General features: G+C 44.2%; 12 protein-coding genes. 2 read left to right on the top strand and 10 right to left on the bottom strand.

The window, feature by feature from the left end; translation table 11 throughout:
• Positions 1–72: 72 nt before the first annotated feature.
• The 4 genes from BW947_RS12070 to BW947_RS12055 form a co-directional block, all read right to left on the bottom strand.
• A complete protein-coding gene (locus BW947_RS12070; RefSeq protein ID WP_076499913.1) occupies positions 73–3,630 on the bottom strand; it encodes an ABC transporter permease/M1 family aminopeptidase in 3,558 nt (1,185 codons plus the stop codon).
• Between the two features lie 12 nt (positions 3,631–3,642).
• Positions 3,643–4,521, bottom strand: coding sequence for an ABC transporter ATP-binding protein (locus BW947_RS12065; protein ID WP_076499912.1), 879 nt, complete (start codon positions 4,519–4,521; stop codon positions 3,643–3,645).
• A 249-nt stretch (positions 4,522–4,770) separates the two neighbouring features.
• The gene (locus BW947_RS12060) at positions 4,771–6,321 is read right to left on the bottom strand and encodes a hypothetical protein (RefSeq protein WP_076499911.1); all 1,551 of its coding nucleotides are present in this window, start codon (positions 6,319–6,321) and stop codon (positions 4,771–4,773) included.
• Between the two features lie 202 nt (positions 6,322–6,523).
• Positions 6,524–7,513, bottom strand: coding sequence for a TerC family protein (locus BW947_RS12055; RefSeq protein ID WP_076499910.1), 990 nt, complete (start codon positions 7,511–7,513; stop codon positions 6,524–6,526).
• Between the two features lie 607 nt (positions 7,514–8,120).
• Here BW947_RS12055 and BW947_RS12050 point away from each other — a divergent pair.
• Positions 8,121–9,746: a peptide MFS transporter gene (locus BW947_RS12050; RefSeq protein ID WP_076499909.1), complete on the top strand. Its 1,626-nt coding sequence runs from the start codon at positions 8,121–8,123 to the stop codon at positions 9,744–9,746.
• A gap of 26 nt (positions 9,747–9,772) precedes the next feature.
• On the opposite strand, the gene BW947_RS12045 is transcribed toward BW947_RS12050, so the two are convergent.
• From BW947_RS12045 to BW947_RS12020, 6 genes are all read right to left on the bottom strand, one after another.
• Entirely contained in the window at positions 9,773–10,012 is a 240-nt protein-coding gene (locus tag BW947_RS12045; protein WP_076499908.1) for a DUF3624 domain-containing protein, read from the bottom strand.
• A 44-nt stretch (positions 10,013–10,056) separates the two neighbouring features.
• The gene (gene oleD, locus BW947_RS12040; protein ID WP_076499907.1) at positions 10,057–11,172 is read right to left on the bottom strand and encodes a 2-alkyl-3-oxoalkanoate reductase; all 1,116 of its coding nucleotides are present in this window, start codon (positions 11,170–11,172) and stop codon (positions 10,057–10,059) included.
• Positions 11,173–11,324: 152 nt separating this feature from the next.
• Positions 11,325–13,130: an olefin beta-lactone synthetase gene (oleC, locus tag BW947_RS12035; RefSeq protein WP_076499906.1), complete on the bottom strand. Its 1,806-nt coding sequence runs from the start codon at positions 13,128–13,130 to the stop codon at positions 11,325–11,327.
• Positions 13,130–14,077: an alpha/beta fold hydrolase gene (locus BW947_RS12030; RefSeq protein WP_076499905.1), complete on the bottom strand. Its 948-nt coding sequence runs from the start codon at positions 14,075–14,077 to the stop codon at positions 13,130–13,132. Before BW947_RS12030 ends, oleC begins: the two co-directional genes overlap by 1 nt.
• A 94-nt stretch (positions 14,078–14,171) precedes the next feature.
• Positions 14,172–15,221: a 3-oxoacyl-ACP synthase III gene (locus tag BW947_RS12025; protein ID WP_076499904.1), complete on the bottom strand. Its 1,050-nt coding sequence runs from the start codon at positions 15,219–15,221 to the stop codon at positions 14,172–14,174.
• Between the two features lie 252 nt (positions 15,222–15,473).
• The gene (locus BW947_RS12020) at positions 15,474–16,754 is read right to left on the bottom strand and encodes a methyltransferase (protein WP_076499903.1); all 1,281 of its coding nucleotides are present in this window, start codon (positions 16,752–16,754) and stop codon (positions 15,474–15,476) included.
• Positions 16,755–16,917: 163 nt separating this feature from the next.
• Here BW947_RS12020 and BW947_RS12015 point away from each other — a divergent pair, with 163 nt between their 5' ends.
• On the top strand, positions 16,918–17,151 hold the full coding sequence (locus tag BW947_RS12015; RefSeq protein ID WP_076499902.1) for a DUF1289 domain-containing protein: 234 nt from the start codon (positions 16,918–16,920) through the stop codon (positions 17,149–17,151).
• Positions 17,152–17,231 lie beyond the last annotated feature (80 nt).

Genomic DNA, 17,231 nt, shown 5'->3' with positions numbered 1-17,231 from the left:
AAAGAAAAAACGCACTATCTGGCAAGCTAGCCAAATAGTGCGTAGGGTTTAATAAAATTGTTTAAGAGCCTATTACAGCTTAAAGATATTGTCCTTCGCATCTCTATCGATAAGTTTCACAAAGGGATCAACGCCTAGATAACTGGGTTTATCATCCAACGTGATTGTCAGTTTATTTTCGCCACTGACAAGTCTGTGTTTTTCAAGTAATAACACTTGTTTATCGTTTTTCAGCTTATCGGGATCGGCACTAAAGGCGCCAATATCCACCAGTACATCTAAAGGTTGTTCGGTTTCTTCGCCTTTACCGCTGGCCACTTTACGGCTGGCATAGACGGTCAGCTCAACTTTCGTCTTGCCATCAGATAGCGTGGTCATGACCGCATTCGTCAACCTGAGATCATACAATGTGATGTCATTAAAAGACTCATCGATAAAGCGAGCCTGTGCTGTATCTGTACCTTGCTTAAGGTAACTCACCAAATCCAATGTGGTCGGGAATGGATCGTTACGGTACTGGTAGCGCGCTAAAAATGCCTTAAGATTGGCGTTGAGTGTCGCCTCACCTAATGTATCTTTAATCGCCATCATCACGACTGAACCTTTTTGATAATGAATGTACTGCTGATTTTCACTGCGCAGCAAAGGCATTTCTTTTATCGATTCCGATGAACGACCGCGTAGATACCCATCAAGTTCATACTTTAGGAATTTGCGGAGCATTTTATCGCCGTACTTTTTCTCCAACACCATCAAAGCCGAATACTGCGATAAGCTTTCGGATATCACCGCACTGCCCTGTACATCCGCAGCGCCCACTTGGTGCCCCCACCATTGATGTGCCACCTCATGTGCAGTCACGTAATACACAGAATCGATGTTGTCCTCATTACGCAGATCGGTAATAAAACCAATGCGTTCTGAGTAAGGTACTGTATTAGCGAAACTTTGAGCAAAACTGCGATAACCCGGAAACTCCATAATCCGCATTTGTTTATGCTGATATGGACCAAATGCTTGGGTGTAATAGTCGATAGAATCATTAACAGATTCGATCATACGGGCCACGTTCCAAGGATGATCGGCATGATAATAAACCTCAACAGCAACACCCTTATGCTGCGTTTTTTCCACTTGATAGCGGCCCGAAATAATGGCGTAGTAATTCACCATGGGGCTGTCCATCAAGTAATGGAAATACTGACGTCCATCTTGCTGCCACTGCTGTTGTAAATACCCTGGCGCTAAGGCTATTTGATCGGCACTGGTCGAAATAGTCGCTTCAAATTGAATGAAATCACCATCGACGCCAAAAAAGTTTTGCCTGTAATAATGGCTATCTTCTAATTTATGGGCACGTGCTTTCTCGGCTAAGCCGCGTTTTTGGCGCTCGTGGCGATCCATCAACTCATAACCATCTTGATAACCAAACAACGGCAATAGATTGGTATTATCGATAAAGGTGCCATTTTCGACCACTGACAAATCAAAATCCGCTTCAGCAATACCCACCGACTCGCGCACTAATTGAATATCACCTTTTACCATTTCCCCTGGCTGCACAGGCGTAGTAAAGGTCAACCAAGTATTGCGATAGCGGTTATCAAATACGCCCAAGCGAGTATTAGGAATATTGATTTTTACCGTTTCAGCTTGCGTATGAATAGGCAACTGCACTAGTATTTTTTCAATCGGTTTATCTGATTTGTTTTGCCATTCAAACATCACCTTAGCGACAATTTTGCGTTGCTCAGGGAAAATATCGACATTCGCATTAACCTTAGTTGTCACTAAAATCGGCATACCTTGATATTGCTTAAAGACCTTTTCATAATCGGCTTGCAGATCAGTGGTTTCATCTTGGGTTAAATAATGATTCAGCACTTTAGTCTGGTAGAACAAATAACTACCCATACTCAAAAACACCATTAAGGCAATGCTGACGATAGCTTTACCGCTAAAACCAAGCTGATAGCCGAGTAACCCTATACGACTTTTAAGGCTTTGCTGCGGCCCGCGATGATATAAACCATAGCCTAAGACAAACAGGATAAGGCTAAAGGCCCCCCAATAAATCATATACAGTGCATGGCTTAATAAGCCCCAGCCGTAGCCGTTCATATCTGAATAAATCAAAGTCGGTGATTGACCAAAGTTATACAGGCTATGGCCAAATCCCCAACTTGCCATGACAAACGTTGTTAGGTAATAAGCAACAAATAGTCCCATACCAGCATACTTATTCGGGCTGAGCACTTGTAGGAAAAATGCTAAAACCGCAGTCATCAACAACGGCAAGAAATAGTAAAATCCCAGTCGAATAAGATACTGCGCGATCTCTAGATTGGCTTGACCTTTTATCAGTTGGAAGGCGATGGTGGTACACATGGCGAGCACGTACAGCAAGGTCATTACTATGACTATTGATACTAGCTTTGACCCCCAAAAGCTTAAGTTCGATACAGGAACGCTGTCGACAATATCTCCCATACCTGAGCTTCGCTCACGCCAGACGATTTCTGCGCTGTAATAAATCAACACTATCACCATCAATAACCCCGTGGCGCCAGCAATGTTATTCACCATATCTTGGGTCAGTGGCCAATTAGATGTGCCATACGAGCCAAAGTCATCAAACATGGGGCCGATTAAGTTAAAAATCGTCAATGCACCTAACACCACAAAAGGCGCGGTAAACAGCACTTGGCGTATTTCAAATTTAACGCGCATCCAAAACTGCTGTCGACCATTGGGTTCAGTTGCCATAGCCAATTGTGCCAAAGGCACTAAGCTGGGAATGACCCCCGCTTTATCTGATTTTTTCTCACGCTTCTTGGTCAAGCTCGGCTGGCGAAAAATCCCTGATATTGCCAATAATACACAGGCAATCCCAAACCATAACGCGCGGTTTTGCAGCACTAGCCCAGAGAATTCAATTAACTGGTTATTCTTCTCGCTAATAGTCCAATAACGGGTTACTTCGGCAAAGGTACGCAGCGCAAAGGGATCAAGCAAAGCTGCCATGGTTCGATACTGTGGTTGACTCGCCATTTCACCTGTTAGGGTGTAGAGCACCAACATAGCAACCGCAGTTAGATAGAGCGCCATCAAAGATCTAAATCGACTTGCCATCGCATAGAACAGAGTGGAGATCAGCAGCAAACTCGGCATGGCGAGCAAAAAATACGGCACAAGATAATTCGATAACGCAAAAGGTCCAAAGCGGCTCGCATCGACCCATGGCATAAAGGAACCGAGCATTAAGCCGATGGGAATAAACGCAAATACCATCATCACCACAACAAAGCTGCCTAAAAAGCGGCCAAATTGATATGCAAATGGCGATAGAGGTTTGCTATAAATCAGCTCTTCCATTAAATGCTGATGATTACGGATAGCCGTGCTGCCCACAAAATTCACCACGGCAAACATAGAAATTAATCCCATGATCAACATAGTTTGGGTAATACCAAATGGACTGTTTTTCATTACCTCGCCGCCGCTACCTATTTGGATATTGTTAGATGCGACAGATAAAAAACTTATTAACAACAATAAAAAAGACACAACATAAAAAGAGGGCTGACGTAAATAGTAACGCCATTCAAACCTAAGCATTGATAACAACATATCTACCTCTCCTTATGCAGCCTGACGGCGATGACTGTGTAAGGTAGAAAAATACAGATCTTCAAGCCCAGCAGTAGCAGGAATAAAACCTTCGGGACAGGTTTCAGCCATCACATTAAGTACTGTGCGTCCCGCTAATAAACGCTTAGAAATCACCGGCAACTGCGTCTCAAGCTCCAATGCCTGGGCTTGATTTACCGTCTTGGTCCAAATCTTTTCCGTTAACTCACTCACTAATTGATGGGGATTGCCTTGAAGCAAGATTTTGCCCGATGCTAATACAGCCATATTGGCGCAGAGTTCAGATACATCCTCAACAATATGAGTTGAGAGGATCACTACTTTTTCCTCGCCTAAACTCACCAGCAAGTTATGGAAACGGTTACGTTCCTCAGGGTCAAGACCCGCAGTAGGTTCATCCACTATCAATAATTTAGGATCGCCAAGCAAAGCCTGAGCAATACCAAAACGCTGACGCATACCGCCAGAAAAGCCACTCACCGCTTTATTTTTATGCTGATAAAGATTAGTGTGAGCCAGTAATCCTTCGACCGCTTCTTTACGCAGTTTGCTCTGATTAATGCCCTTCAGAATAGCTAAATGATCTAAAAGGTCATAGGCGCTAATACGAGGATAAACATTAAAATCTTGTGGTAAATAGCCTAAGGTTTTACGCAAGGCTTGGGGGTCGGCTAATACATCAATACCGTTAAATACTATGCTACCGCTATCGGCGCTTTGCAGGGCAGCAATGGTACGCATCAACGATGATTTACCCGCGCCATTGGGTCCGAGTAAACCAAACATTCCTTTAGTAATGATTAAATCAACACCATCAAGTGCTTTAACACCGTTATCGTAGGTTTTAGTGAGATTAGAAATAGTCAGCATGTTCCCTCTTGCTTCTGTGAGTTAAAAACGCCGATAAACTATCACATAAAATTAACCTTTACAGTAGTTATCAATATATTCATGCGGTTACGGAATGACCGCCAGTAAAAATAACGTTATTTTTAGTTATACAAATAATAAAAGGGACTCTATTTGAGTCCCTTGTTCGTAAAAAGTAATGTAAAAAATAAATTAATCACCAGTGTTGATGTAGTGCCATCAATACAACTAATGACACAAACCTATTTATTAACGAGATGGTAAAGTGCCCTCGAATACCCGCACTTTGATGTTCTTTTTCAGATTATCTTGATCTTGTTGCCACTCTTGCCATTGGGTCAGACTGATACTGAGCTGTAATGAAAAGTCAGTCGATATCCATTGTTTTTGCCCTTGGGTATATTTAGGCTTAGGAACTATGTTACTTGGCCCGACGAAGGCGTCTGAGCACTTAAACGTTTTGAAATACACTTGATCAATCGAGAGATCGAGTGTGCTAGGCGATGTTAAACATTGACCGCTACCCGATTCTTGGTAAGAGGCGAATTGATACATAATTGCTGGTGTATTATTTGTGCTATCGGGAACTGAAGCCGTTTGATGACAAGATAAACAACTGCTTAATCCGTTATCCGCCGGTCCATTTAAGCGTCCATTACACCCTAAATGCCCCGCATTTGTATGCTCATTCAAGCGGTCAACCACCTCTTGGAATATCGCGCTATCCTTGAGCCCTGTTAATGAGTTTTGAGGGAATGCTGCCGCGCCGATGCTTACAGGTGGCGTATCATTGCCCCACATTAATCCCAGAGGAGAGATACGATCCCAAGGATTTTTCTCTTTAGCTTTAAACTGACCGTCGGCAACAAAAGTACCATAGACCCAACCAACGGGTGAACGACTGTCCCGCACCGCGATATCAAACTGCAATAAATAAACATCAGCGACAGAGCGTGGGCACTGCTCTGTTTCTTGTTGAAAGCTACAAGCGCTACCATCGGTATTTTTACATTCACAAAAATCACTAGAGCTGATATTCGCTCGCCACACTGGTACATTTTCAAGGAAGGGGTAATTATTAGGCGTTGCAGTAGTGAACAGTAACTTGCCAATAACGCTGCCTTCATTAAACACAAAGTTTTGTTGTGGCATCACTGGTGACGGCGCCCCCGTCCATACCTTGCCAATGCTATTTGCCGCCTGAGGATTATAAAAACCCACCGCCCACATCGTAGTTTTCAAATCGCCTTGGCCTTTTATCTCCATTGTGACGGGGGCTTCGCGGGTCAAGCCGTGGATAAATTCCCGCCCACTCATAGGATCATAGGTCTGATAGGGAATATGGTACCAAGAGCGTACCTTGTTATTACACAGATCCCAGTCCTTACTGATATCGCCTTTGTCGATGTTTCCCTCTTGGATGTACTTCATCACAGCCCAAAGGTATTTCCACGCTTGGGTGTTTTTCTCTGTCTCACTCAGACTTTTATCGAAGGGATTGAATTCAAGCCAGGGTGCAGCACTGTCTTGTTTGGCATTTGAATAGGCGTCGCTGAGGCTAAAAACAGGTCCATCCCATCCCTGATAAGCTTGGTTGATAATGACCTGATTGTCCCACATACCTGTTTTAGTAAACGCAGGGTCTTGGAAATAACTTGGGTAAGCTCCAGTGCAAGTGGAGGTTACGTTAGATGTTGTCTCAGATATTGTGTTTGTCGATTGTTTGTCTGCAGCTTGTGCATTAACAGCGGTCAATGAACAAACCGAGAGCATGAGTATGGCGGTAATGTTAAGTTTCATAATATCGTCCTTGAAGAGCATTAGTTCTAAAAATTCCCTTTATAGGCCCCAAACTAAAAGTGACTCTAATAAAGTATAGACTAATTTTAAAAATCCTCTTTAAAGCTTAACAGTTCATAAACTCGGGATATAAAAAAGGCCGTTTAGTGAACAATAAACGGCCGGATCAGATAGACGATTAGGCTAGCCATACCTGCCTAAATTATTCATTTTCAATTTTTTGCCCACGCGTTTTCCATAATGAATACAACACCCCTGCGACTAACAGGCTAAAAGTTACCCCAAGGGATACTGGGGTTGGGATAGTAAAGTCCACCATGCCCTCGTGATTGAAATACACTAAGCCCACTTTTACCCCAATAAACACTAATACCACTGATAACGCATATTTGAGATATTCAAAACGATGCACCATCGCAGCTAAGGCAAAGTACAAAGCACGTAACCCCAGAATGGCAAAAATATTCGAGGTGTAGACGATAAACGGATCTTGAGTAATCGCGAAAATAGCGGGAATACTATCAACCGCAAATATCAAATCTGCGGTTTCCACTAAAATCAACGCCAAGAATAACGGCGTTGCCCACCATCCTTTTGTTAATTGATGTTTTTCACCACGTACCCAGAACTTTTGGTTATGCAGTGTTGGCGTAAAACGCATTTTAGTACGTAGCCATTTGTAAGACTTATTATCTTGAATATCACTGTGTTCATCATTTGAGAACAGCATTTTTACGCCAGTAAAAATCAAGAACACCCCAAACAATACAAGTACACCCTGATACTGTGCCACCAGCATAGCACCAAGGCCTATCATAATGGCGCGCAGTACAATAACGCCCATGATGCCCCAGAACAGCACCCGATGTTGATAAATACGTGGGATACCTAAGCTACTAAAAATTAAAGCGATAACAAATACGTTATCCATAGACAGTGATTTTTCAATCAAGTAGCCCGTCAGATATTCCATCCCCGCCGTTGACCCCTTGTACCACCAGAGCCAAGCCCCAAACAATAAACCCATACAAATATAGAAAGCTGAAAGTTTCAAACTCTCGGCCACGGTAATCTCATGCTGCTCTTTGTGTAACACCCCAAGATCGAAGGCCAAAAGCGCTAGCACAAAACCAAAAAACATTAACCAAACCCACAGCGGGTAACCCACAAATAGGCTAGTAAAAAATTCCATAATTATCCTTAATTACACATAACGTTCGGCATGTAGATTTTGAATATTGATGTCGTAAAACATTACATTGAGTCCGGCTACTCCTTCTATTAGAACCGGCACACGATTTAAGCTGCGGTCACTTATTGTTACTCCTCTAGCAATATCGCACTTCGGCATTCTTTATTCTGTTTATTCTCAGGAAATAAATCCAGATAAGCATAAAAGGATCATCACGCTAACTGAGCATATTTAGGACTGAACTCCGTCATTAAGAGGCTACAAACTTAATCGCACTCATATTTGGCTGCGGTATTCTACCCACTATTTAACACTGATTTATTAACTGAAAATGAATGAATTTAAGCATTTAGTATGATTTGTCGCCACAAAAAAAATGCATTAAATAATGGTCATAATCGATATATAGGTAAAATTTTTCTCACTTTCAAGCCCCTTGACTGTTCCATGCCAGCCGAGTGTGATTAACTGCAGCTACAGCGCCGTCTTTCAGCAATCAACAGCACTGCAATAACCATAAATAATGAAAAATAATTAATAAAATTCATTACGATAAAATGAATCAATAACGGCTCGGCGCATAAAGCGCCAGCAATGGGAGTTTTAAGTGTCACTAGAACAAAATCCTTTGCACCCAATACCAAACATACACCATTCGCACCAACCAGAAATGCTGCTTGGGCACCCTAAAGGTTTGTATGTCTGTTTTTTTACCGAAATGTGGGAACGCTTCTCCTTCTATGGAATGAAGGCGTTACTATTTCTTTACCTCATTAAGTATCATTTATTTACCGATGAGTTTGGCTATAACGTCATTGGTGCCTACGGTGCCTTAGTGTATGCCATGCCCGTGGTCGGTGGTTTATTAGCCGACCGTTATATTGGTATGCGTAAAGCGGTCATCTTCGGCGGTGTGTTATTAGTGCTCGGCCACTTGGGTATGGCCTATGAGGGCCACCAAGCCGTGATCATTGCTGGTGAAGTTCAACGAGATGAACAAGCACTACAGGTTTTTTATCTATCGTTGGCCTTAATCATTGTTGGCGTTGGTTTTTTAAAACCCAACATTTCTACCATCGTCGGCCAGCTTTATCCAGCGACGTCCCCCAAGCGTGATTCTGGCTTTACCATTTTCTATGCAGGTATCAACTTAGGCGCAACCTTAGCCCCATTAATTTGCGCTTATTTAGGTGAAACCTATGGTTGGAAGTATGGTTTTGGTCTAGCGGGTTTAGGCATGTTAGTCGGACTCATCGTATTTATTCGTGGCAAAAAACACCTACAGGGTTACGCAGAACCAAGAGATCCCGCGCGGATTTTAAAGAAAACCGCCGGTATCACTACAGAACAATGGATTTACTTAAGTGCCATCGGCAGTGTTGTGTTAGTTTGGGGCTTAATTCAAACCCATTCACTTGTGCTTTCTCTCAGTAGCTTATTGCCTGCCGTTAGTCCCGTAATTTGGTTCCTGCATTCAGTATCACTACTCCTTGTTCTGGGTATTGGCTGGTTTATGGTCAAACACTGTAACCCGATTGAACGTCAACAGATGTCGGCTTTACTGCTGTTTATCCTCGCAGGCTTGGTTTTCTTCGCATTATATGAGCAAACCTATGGCTCTTGGGTGGCATTTTCGGACCGTGTAATGGACCGTAATATGCTGGGGCTAGAATGGAGTGCGGGACAGCTTACCTTCCTTGGCGCTTTCTTTGTGATCAGCTTATCTCCCATCTTTGCTTGGCTATGGCCCGCGCTTGCCCGTAAAAACTGCGATCCAAGCAAACCAGTTAAAACGGCACTCGGCATTTTATTCGCGGGGTTATCTTTTATGGTGTTAGTGCTTGGGATCCAAATGCCGCTAAGCAGTGGTTTTGTGAGTATTTGGTTTTTAGTTGCAGCGTATTTTGTACTAGAAATCGGTGAGTTATTGCTATCTCCTATCGGTTTATCTGCCGTAACTCAGCTTTCAGTCAAACGCGTGGTCAGCGTGATGATGGGCGCTTGGTTTCTTGGGACTTCTTATTCTGAAATATTAGCCGCCGAATTAAACAAACTCGCCGCGATTGATACTCAAGGTGGGACGATAAGTGACGTACCGAGTGCTATGGCACTATATGAGCAACTGTTTATATTTTCAGCACAAATTGGTGTGGTGATGGCGTTAGTTTTCTTCGCCTTAGCGCCACTAATGAAGAGAATGATGCATGAGAAAACAGCGGTAAGCGAAGTATAACAATTAAAAAGGAAAGAAAACTTGGCTTACTCTCGCCCCCTGAGGCGACGGTAAGCCAAGACAATAAGATGTAAGGCAAGTAACCCCGAAAAAGCGCTGCAGAAAAACAATAAGGCTATCGAATTCACTTCCCGCGGCGTGTCACGATAAAGAAACCACCACAGCGGCCAACTGATTACCGACAAAGCCGTAAGCTGCCACATACAGCGTGTACAACGCCCTATCTTTTGTCTGAATATTGACGTTTTACAATCATCACAACTCATAAATCCCCAATTAAATAATGGCAACAAGAGAAGGTATATTTAAACTAAAGTGATACTTTAAGCCTTGCCATCCCTTCATTGATAGAAACCAGTGCACCATAGCCGAGATCTCGCTTGGCTGCGCTGATATCAAAATAATGGCTGCAGGATAACTGCCGTGCAACAAAGCGCGTCATCATGGGTTCGTCTTGCTTCTTTAGCAGCAAATATACACTTTCTAATACTGCACCTACCACATAAGCGACTGATTTAGAAACCCGTTTTGTCACAGGAGGCAAACCATCACAGGCCAGAATCAGGTTGAGCATTTTTGCCATAGTGATCGGCTCATCGTTACTCAAAAAATAGGCTTTACCTTGACACTTAGGCTGGGGTTCGCATAACTCAAGCGCCGCCAGTACATGGGCGTAAGCAGCGTTATCAATGTAGATAGTATCGACCAGCTTATCTTCATGCCCTACCAGTTTTAGCTTACCTAAACGGCCACGCGCTAGTACTCGAGGCACCAAATGAGGATCGCCAGCGCCCCAGATCAAATGTGGCCGTAAAGCGACAGTTTTAAGCGCATAAGGCATTTGAGCTATATCAGTAGTCTCAGTCACAGCATCACTCACTTGATTAGCATCCAGTATCATCTTTTCGGCGATCGCTTTGGAATGGGCATAATAATTAAGGAATGATGTTGCATAGGGCGTAGATTCATCAATACCCGATTCATCTTGCCCCGCAAAAGTCACGCTCGGCGTACTGGTGTAAACTAACTTATTTATTTTTAATGCCTTACAAACAGCAAGCACATTAGCAGCGCCCTTGACGTTAGGGCAAAAATAGCTGTCTCTATCGCCCCAAACGCCTGCTTTAGAAGCAACATGAAACACCATATCGCAGCCTTGCATCGCCTGTTGCAGTGCCTCTTTATTGACTAAATCTCCTTGATGCATAATCACGCCGAGCGATTCAAGTTCGGGGTAATGTCCGCGCGCAAAGCCAGTAACCTTAATACCCGCAGCTAATAAGCGTACACAAATAGCTTTACCTAAAAATCCCCCCGCGCCTGTCACAAAGGCGTGCGACACCTTAAAGGCGAGCTGCTTAAGTGCGGTTTGCTCAAGTGCATGATACTGCGCTAGTGCCGTACTATTAATTGGGTCTATCGTCATTGAGATATCCATTTCTGCTCATCAATATGAGCTTAAAAGTCTATGTAAGCATTTACAAAATAAGCATAAAGGCTAAGAAGTTAAGCAAGCTTAGTTAACGTGGGCACAGACTATAGCGTAAAAAGGCAGGCAGAAGATCGCTGAGGTTAACATTAACCCTTTGTTTGTGATTGCGCCCAAATGGCTAATTTTTCTCTAAAAATCTTAGCGTTATGCCGTATATCGACAGGAAAATCAGGATGAATAAGAAAGCGTCTTATACCCTGAGTTTGAGCAAATTGCTCAGCAATAGTGACGAGATCTTGATACAGTTGCTGGCTTTTATTGCATACCAGTGACCTATCAAGTTCGATACAGATTAATGGTTCTATCTCGTTCGCTACCGTTACCGCCACTAATGCCGAACGTTTTACATTAGGATGCGTATTAAAAATACGCTCGCAAGGAATAGAATAATAGCGTTTAGCAAACTGTCCTTTACGAGTGGCATCGACTCTGTGGGCCTTACGACCACACATCCATAATCGACCTTGATCATCCAGATAACCCAAGTCGCCCATGCGATGCCTTACGCTGTTATTTTCGGTGTCCCAAATTTTCGCCGTCGCTGTCGCGCTATCGAGTTGATAGTAGGCATGGCTTACCATAGGCCCTTGCACAACAATCTCGCCGATTTCGCCGCAATTAAGCAGCAATGCCTCATTCCATAGAGGGATGACATCTTCACTTATGCCAATAATACCAATCGTCACGCCGTCAATCGCGCGGCCAACACAAATGCCGCCACCGTTATCTGTGATGTCTGTGGTGGTAAATAAATCATTACTGGCAATCATGCTAATGGGCAGCGATTCAGTTGCACCGTAAGAGTTGAGAATCGGCACATCTGGGTTAAGCATTTGCTTAAAGCGGGCAATAGAGGCGATAGTCGCAGGTGCACCGGCTGAAATAACCCGCTGTACGCTGGGTAGCTTATGTTGTTTTTGTTGGCCTGCACGGCCTAAACGCTCTAATAAAGCAGGATTTACAAAAATATTACTGCATTGATATTTTTCAATCGCAGCAAACAGGAATTCGGGATTAGCGGTAATCGGTTTACTGGCATCCATATGCGGCACGATAGATGCCATTCCGAGCGCCGGGCCAAACAGCGAAAATAACGGAAACGTAGCTAAGTCGCGCTCACCATGGGTAATACCATAATCATGTTTAAGCGCTTGAATTTGCGCTTCAAACATCCCATGACTGTACACAACGCCCTTGGGCGTACCTGTGCTGCCGCTGGTGAATAAAATCGCCGCCATTTCATTAGGCTTTAGCATCACCATTGGATATTCAATATGCTGCGTTGAGGTATTTTTTGTTGAGGTGTGTTGCAGCAAGGTCGATAAACTTATCGAGCCAGTCAGTAATTGCATCAGCTTAGCCGCGAAGTCAACTTTACCGCCATCCACATTGAGTAATGATCGAATACTGCCCTTACCCCAACCAAATAATCGTCTGGCAACATGGGCCTTAGGAATACCAATAAAAGCATCGGGCGATGCTTTTTCAAAGCATTGTTTAAGATTATTCATACCCATACCTGGGTCCACCAGAATGGGGATGATGCCGGCTTTAAACAGCGCAAAGGTTAAAGCAAAAAAATCAAGGCTTGGCGTCACCATCAGCACAGCCTTCATGCCGCGCTTAATGCCATGGGCGTTAAGCGCAAAAGCGATGGTATCGCTCTGCTTATCTAGATTGAGGAAATCTAACTCGCTATAACGTAGATTCGCCACCGATGCGCCATGCGCCTGCTGAACAGCCACCGCAAGATGATGGGGCATCGCATGGGCCGCTTGTTTAAGGTGGCGGCAAATATTGGCATGACTCTCGACTAAAACGGGTGATGCCGCGCTCGGTAAGGATATGGATTGAGCCAAAACCGCAGCATCAGTTACAAACAACGTCGACATTAACCGTTGACCTGTTCAGTCGCTGCCGTTTTAGAATTTGAACTGTCTACATCTGCCGTTTCTATCACAGCCCTATCTTCAGACATAAAGCCTTTGATGTGATGAATAACTTCATCACTGGCATCTTCCAAAATATAGTGACCGCAATCGGCAAATTCATGCACAATTGCCTGCGGCATGTGCTGGCGCCATTGGGCTAAAAAATGCTTATCAAATACAAAGTCTTTTAGGCCCCAACAAATCAACGTCGGGACTTTGGCAAATTGCGGCAAACTCGCTGCAATATCAGAGACTAATTGATAGTTTCTGTCCCCTTCACGCAACGGAATATCCTGCACAAAACGCAAGGTCGAAATCCGATTAGCCCAAGAGTTAAACGGCGCTACATAGGCATCGCGAATGTATTTCGACATAGGTTGGCGCTTCACGCCGACATAGGAGGCAATAGATGAAAAAGCATTAAAACCACGAACTAGCACTGTACCTAACAAGGTATTACGGCAGATCCACAGCGGCCAAGGGAAAGGCTTAGACTTAGGCAGGTGAAAAGCGCCGGTATTTAAAATCACTAAGCGTTTAATGCGCTCAGGATAACGCGCCGCATAGCCCATACCTATCATACCGCCCCAATCGTGGACGACTAAGGTGATATTATCTTTAACATTAAGGCTATCTAACAGGGCCTCAAGATCATCAATTCGACTCTTTAACGTATAATCGTAACCGCTATCGTCGGGTTTATCCGATAGGCCGCAGCCGATATGATCTGGCACTATGCATTGGTGAGTCTCTTTTAAGGCGCTGACTAAATTGCGATAGTAAAACGACCAGCTAGGATTACCGTGAACCATCACGACAGGTTCGCCTTGGCCTTCGTTTATATAATGCAGCTTGTTGCCATTACGGCTCAAAAAATGACGTTGAAAAGGCAACAGAGTGTCTAACATAACGCTTCCTATCTTTTTAATACTATTGAACGCGAGCGCTATTTAAAGCGAATGAATATATTAGGGTGTCAAGATTTAAGGGCCTATGACGCCTTTACCACTTAATGCCTAACATCATGCAATTTAACCCACTACCTATGCCTAAAAAGCTTACTTGGTCGCCCGCCTGTAAAAAACCTTGGTCGTGCGCCATCGCCGCAGTCACAGGTAAAGATACGGTGCCCATATTGCCAAGTAACTGGTAGGTTGGAAATTCTTTCTCGGGTGGAATATTGAGTGCACTAAGCACTTGTCTGCGGTTCGATGCACCGACTTGATGGCAAATCACTTTATCAACTTGTTCAACCAGCCAATTGCGCTGCTCAAGAAAATGCTCCCAAGTATGTTTGGCCAGCTCAACCCCTTCTTTTAACAAGGTGACCGCATCGGTTCGCATAAACTCGCGATACAGATTGTGGCCTGCTTCCTGTAATCCCCATTGACATAACTGGTGATGTTCAGGTGCCGATAAATGCGATGCACCGAGCAATTGATGTTGACGCACATTAGTCAGCGGTAAACTGCCGTCGGTTAAGATAACCGCTACCGCGCCAGAACCACCGGTTAAGGTGGCCAGCGACAGAGCAAAATTTTGCATGGTCGGATCGGCGAGCATGTTGTCGATAGTGACATCAACAATGTCCCTTGCCGATTCACATGACACCACCATACCCGCTTTAATTTGGCCCAACTCAATGCGATTAGCGATATCTAAAATACCCGATAACACTCCAAGGCAAGCGTTGCTGATATCGTAAATAGCGGTATCTTTTGACACCCCCAAAGAGGCTGCGATACGGCAAGCCGTGGCGGGTTCATGTTGGTCACGGCACACACCGGTGTAGACAACAGCACCTAAATCAGCAACGTTAATCCCGGTTTCAACCATGGCTTTACGGGCCGCTTTAATGGCACCGTCAGACAATTGATGCCCTTTTGGCCACCAGCGGCGTTCAGTGATCCCAGTCAATGCGGCAAGCTGTCCCATAGGAATACGGAACTTTTGATACAAAGGAGCGAGACGAGACTCTAGCTCACTACTGGAAACCACAACAGGTGCCAGTTCGTAGGCCAGGCTATTAATAAATACGCGGGAATATTTCATGAAACTGTTTTATTCGCTCACTAGAATGACTGACCTAAGGTCAGCTTTCAGTTGTTATTCGTCATTAATGCGACATTTGAACAAGAAAAGCCCGATGATTCAATAAAAAACCACCTTTAGTGTAAGACTTGTCTCACAGTGCAGGTTCTAAACACCACAGAGTTGAATTTGCTTTGATTCATTTAAAATAGATTAGTAAGCAAATACTTCATAAAAAACATAACAGTACAGTATACTTTAAGACAGTTTAAATTATGTCGCCATTTTTTGCGCTAAAATTAATGCATTTCTTGGCGTGACGCTGTTTGCACAAAATTCACCCACGCGAACGCCGTATCCCTGTTCCTGTAAAAAACAAACACGATCTAAGATTAACCACTGTTCGAGCACCGCGCGAAATAGATGCGCGACAAGGTCGATGCGCCGTGTTAATTGCTGCCTTTTATGCCCGACTTCAAGCCAAGCATCAAAATCACAGTTTTGCGTTAACTTAAGTGTCTTAGTCTCGGCCGCCCACAAGCAAAAATGCTTAAAACTGCCGCTAAGTTGGCTCTGCTTCAGCGATGGTAAGGGTAAGTATTCATCAATTTGCCGACATTGACGTTGCAGCGCATCAAACCCTAAACGCCAGGCAATTTCTTGATGACGCAGCGCCTGCTGTTTAGGGCTGGCAATCACGCTTTGTTGCAGTGGTAGCTGTAAGTCGTGGCGACTCAGTTTTATCGCGCTTTTTTTAGCCATATCTGACAATGCTTGATAATAACTGCCTTGAATTAAATGATAACAACAGGGGGAAATTGCCAGCGCCTGTGTGCCCGCCGCTGCGGCTAACGTTAACAATCTCACATGTAAATCACCGCAAGCATGCAGCGCTACCACTTGCTGTTGCCTAGTGAACGGATTGGTATTGACGTTAATAGCAAAGGCATCGGCGCAAACAAAGGTTTGCGATAAGTGCCACTTATCGGCAAAAGCTTGGCCTGCCTCACACAGTGACGCTTGCCATTCTAGACTCACCACTTCGGCGCCGCGGGCCTTGGCAATCAAGCGGCCTAAATGGCCTTTACCCGCACACCATTCCAATACAGGTAAATCAAGATCCGGCAAATACTGCACAAATGCAGTAATTTGCTGCCATTTACGACCTTTAATGTGCGCACTAAAATGCGCTTCATCATTAATGGATAAACCGTTAACCTGCGCCTCATCAACAGCAAGTATTTTATCTGTAGCGGCAATCGATTCAGTGAGTAAGGATAAATCCCAATCTTGGTCTAACGCCTTAAGATCTTCACTTAATGCCGGTGTTAGCGCCTCAACCAGCAAAGATTGCTCGGCATCAAGTTCATCAAGCTCGCTATCGTCCAGCGCCCAGACTGCGGCGGCCAATTGCCCAAACTGCGCCGACCAAGGCAAATTCGTCGCCTCAAAAGCGCGCACTTGCCATAGGGCAACGCTCTGTTCAAGCAACTGATTAAGTTGCTCAAATCGCTTTGAATAATTGGATGTGTTGTACGATTTATCTTGATTCACGTCATGCCCAGTATCAAAAAACTTACCTTATTTTAGGCCAAGTGAATGCGCCTTAAAGATGACTTTATACGAAAAAATGTTAGTATCGCGCCACGTTAGACACTCAACCATATCGTTAGCTGAAACCTTAACGTTATAACGATAAGGCACCCAGAGGACACCTATGCTTTCACCTTGCGTTGCACGCTGCGGTTTAAATGATGATGACTATTGCATGGGTTGCTTTCGGCATATCGATGAAATTGTCAGTTGGCGTACCACCAGCGACACACAGCAAGCCGCTATTTGCGCGCAATTACCAGCCCGTAAAGCGGCATTAGAAGGCCAAGAGAATCAGCATATTTTGTGTCGCGCAAAATGGCTCGCCGCCGAAGCGCGTTTAACCAGCAAAGATTAAATACCGTCCATTCATATTTTTGCACTAACACTAACAATCTAACGCTGACAATTTAACGCTGACAATCTATCACTCACACC

Origin of the sequence: Shewanella morhuae, assembly GCF_900156405.1 — a bacterium.
Taxonomy (GTDB): domain Bacteria; phylum Pseudomonadota; class Gammaproteobacteria; order Enterobacterales; family Shewanellaceae; genus Shewanella; species Shewanella morhuae.
This window is presented reverse-complemented; position numbering and strand designations above follow the sequence as displayed.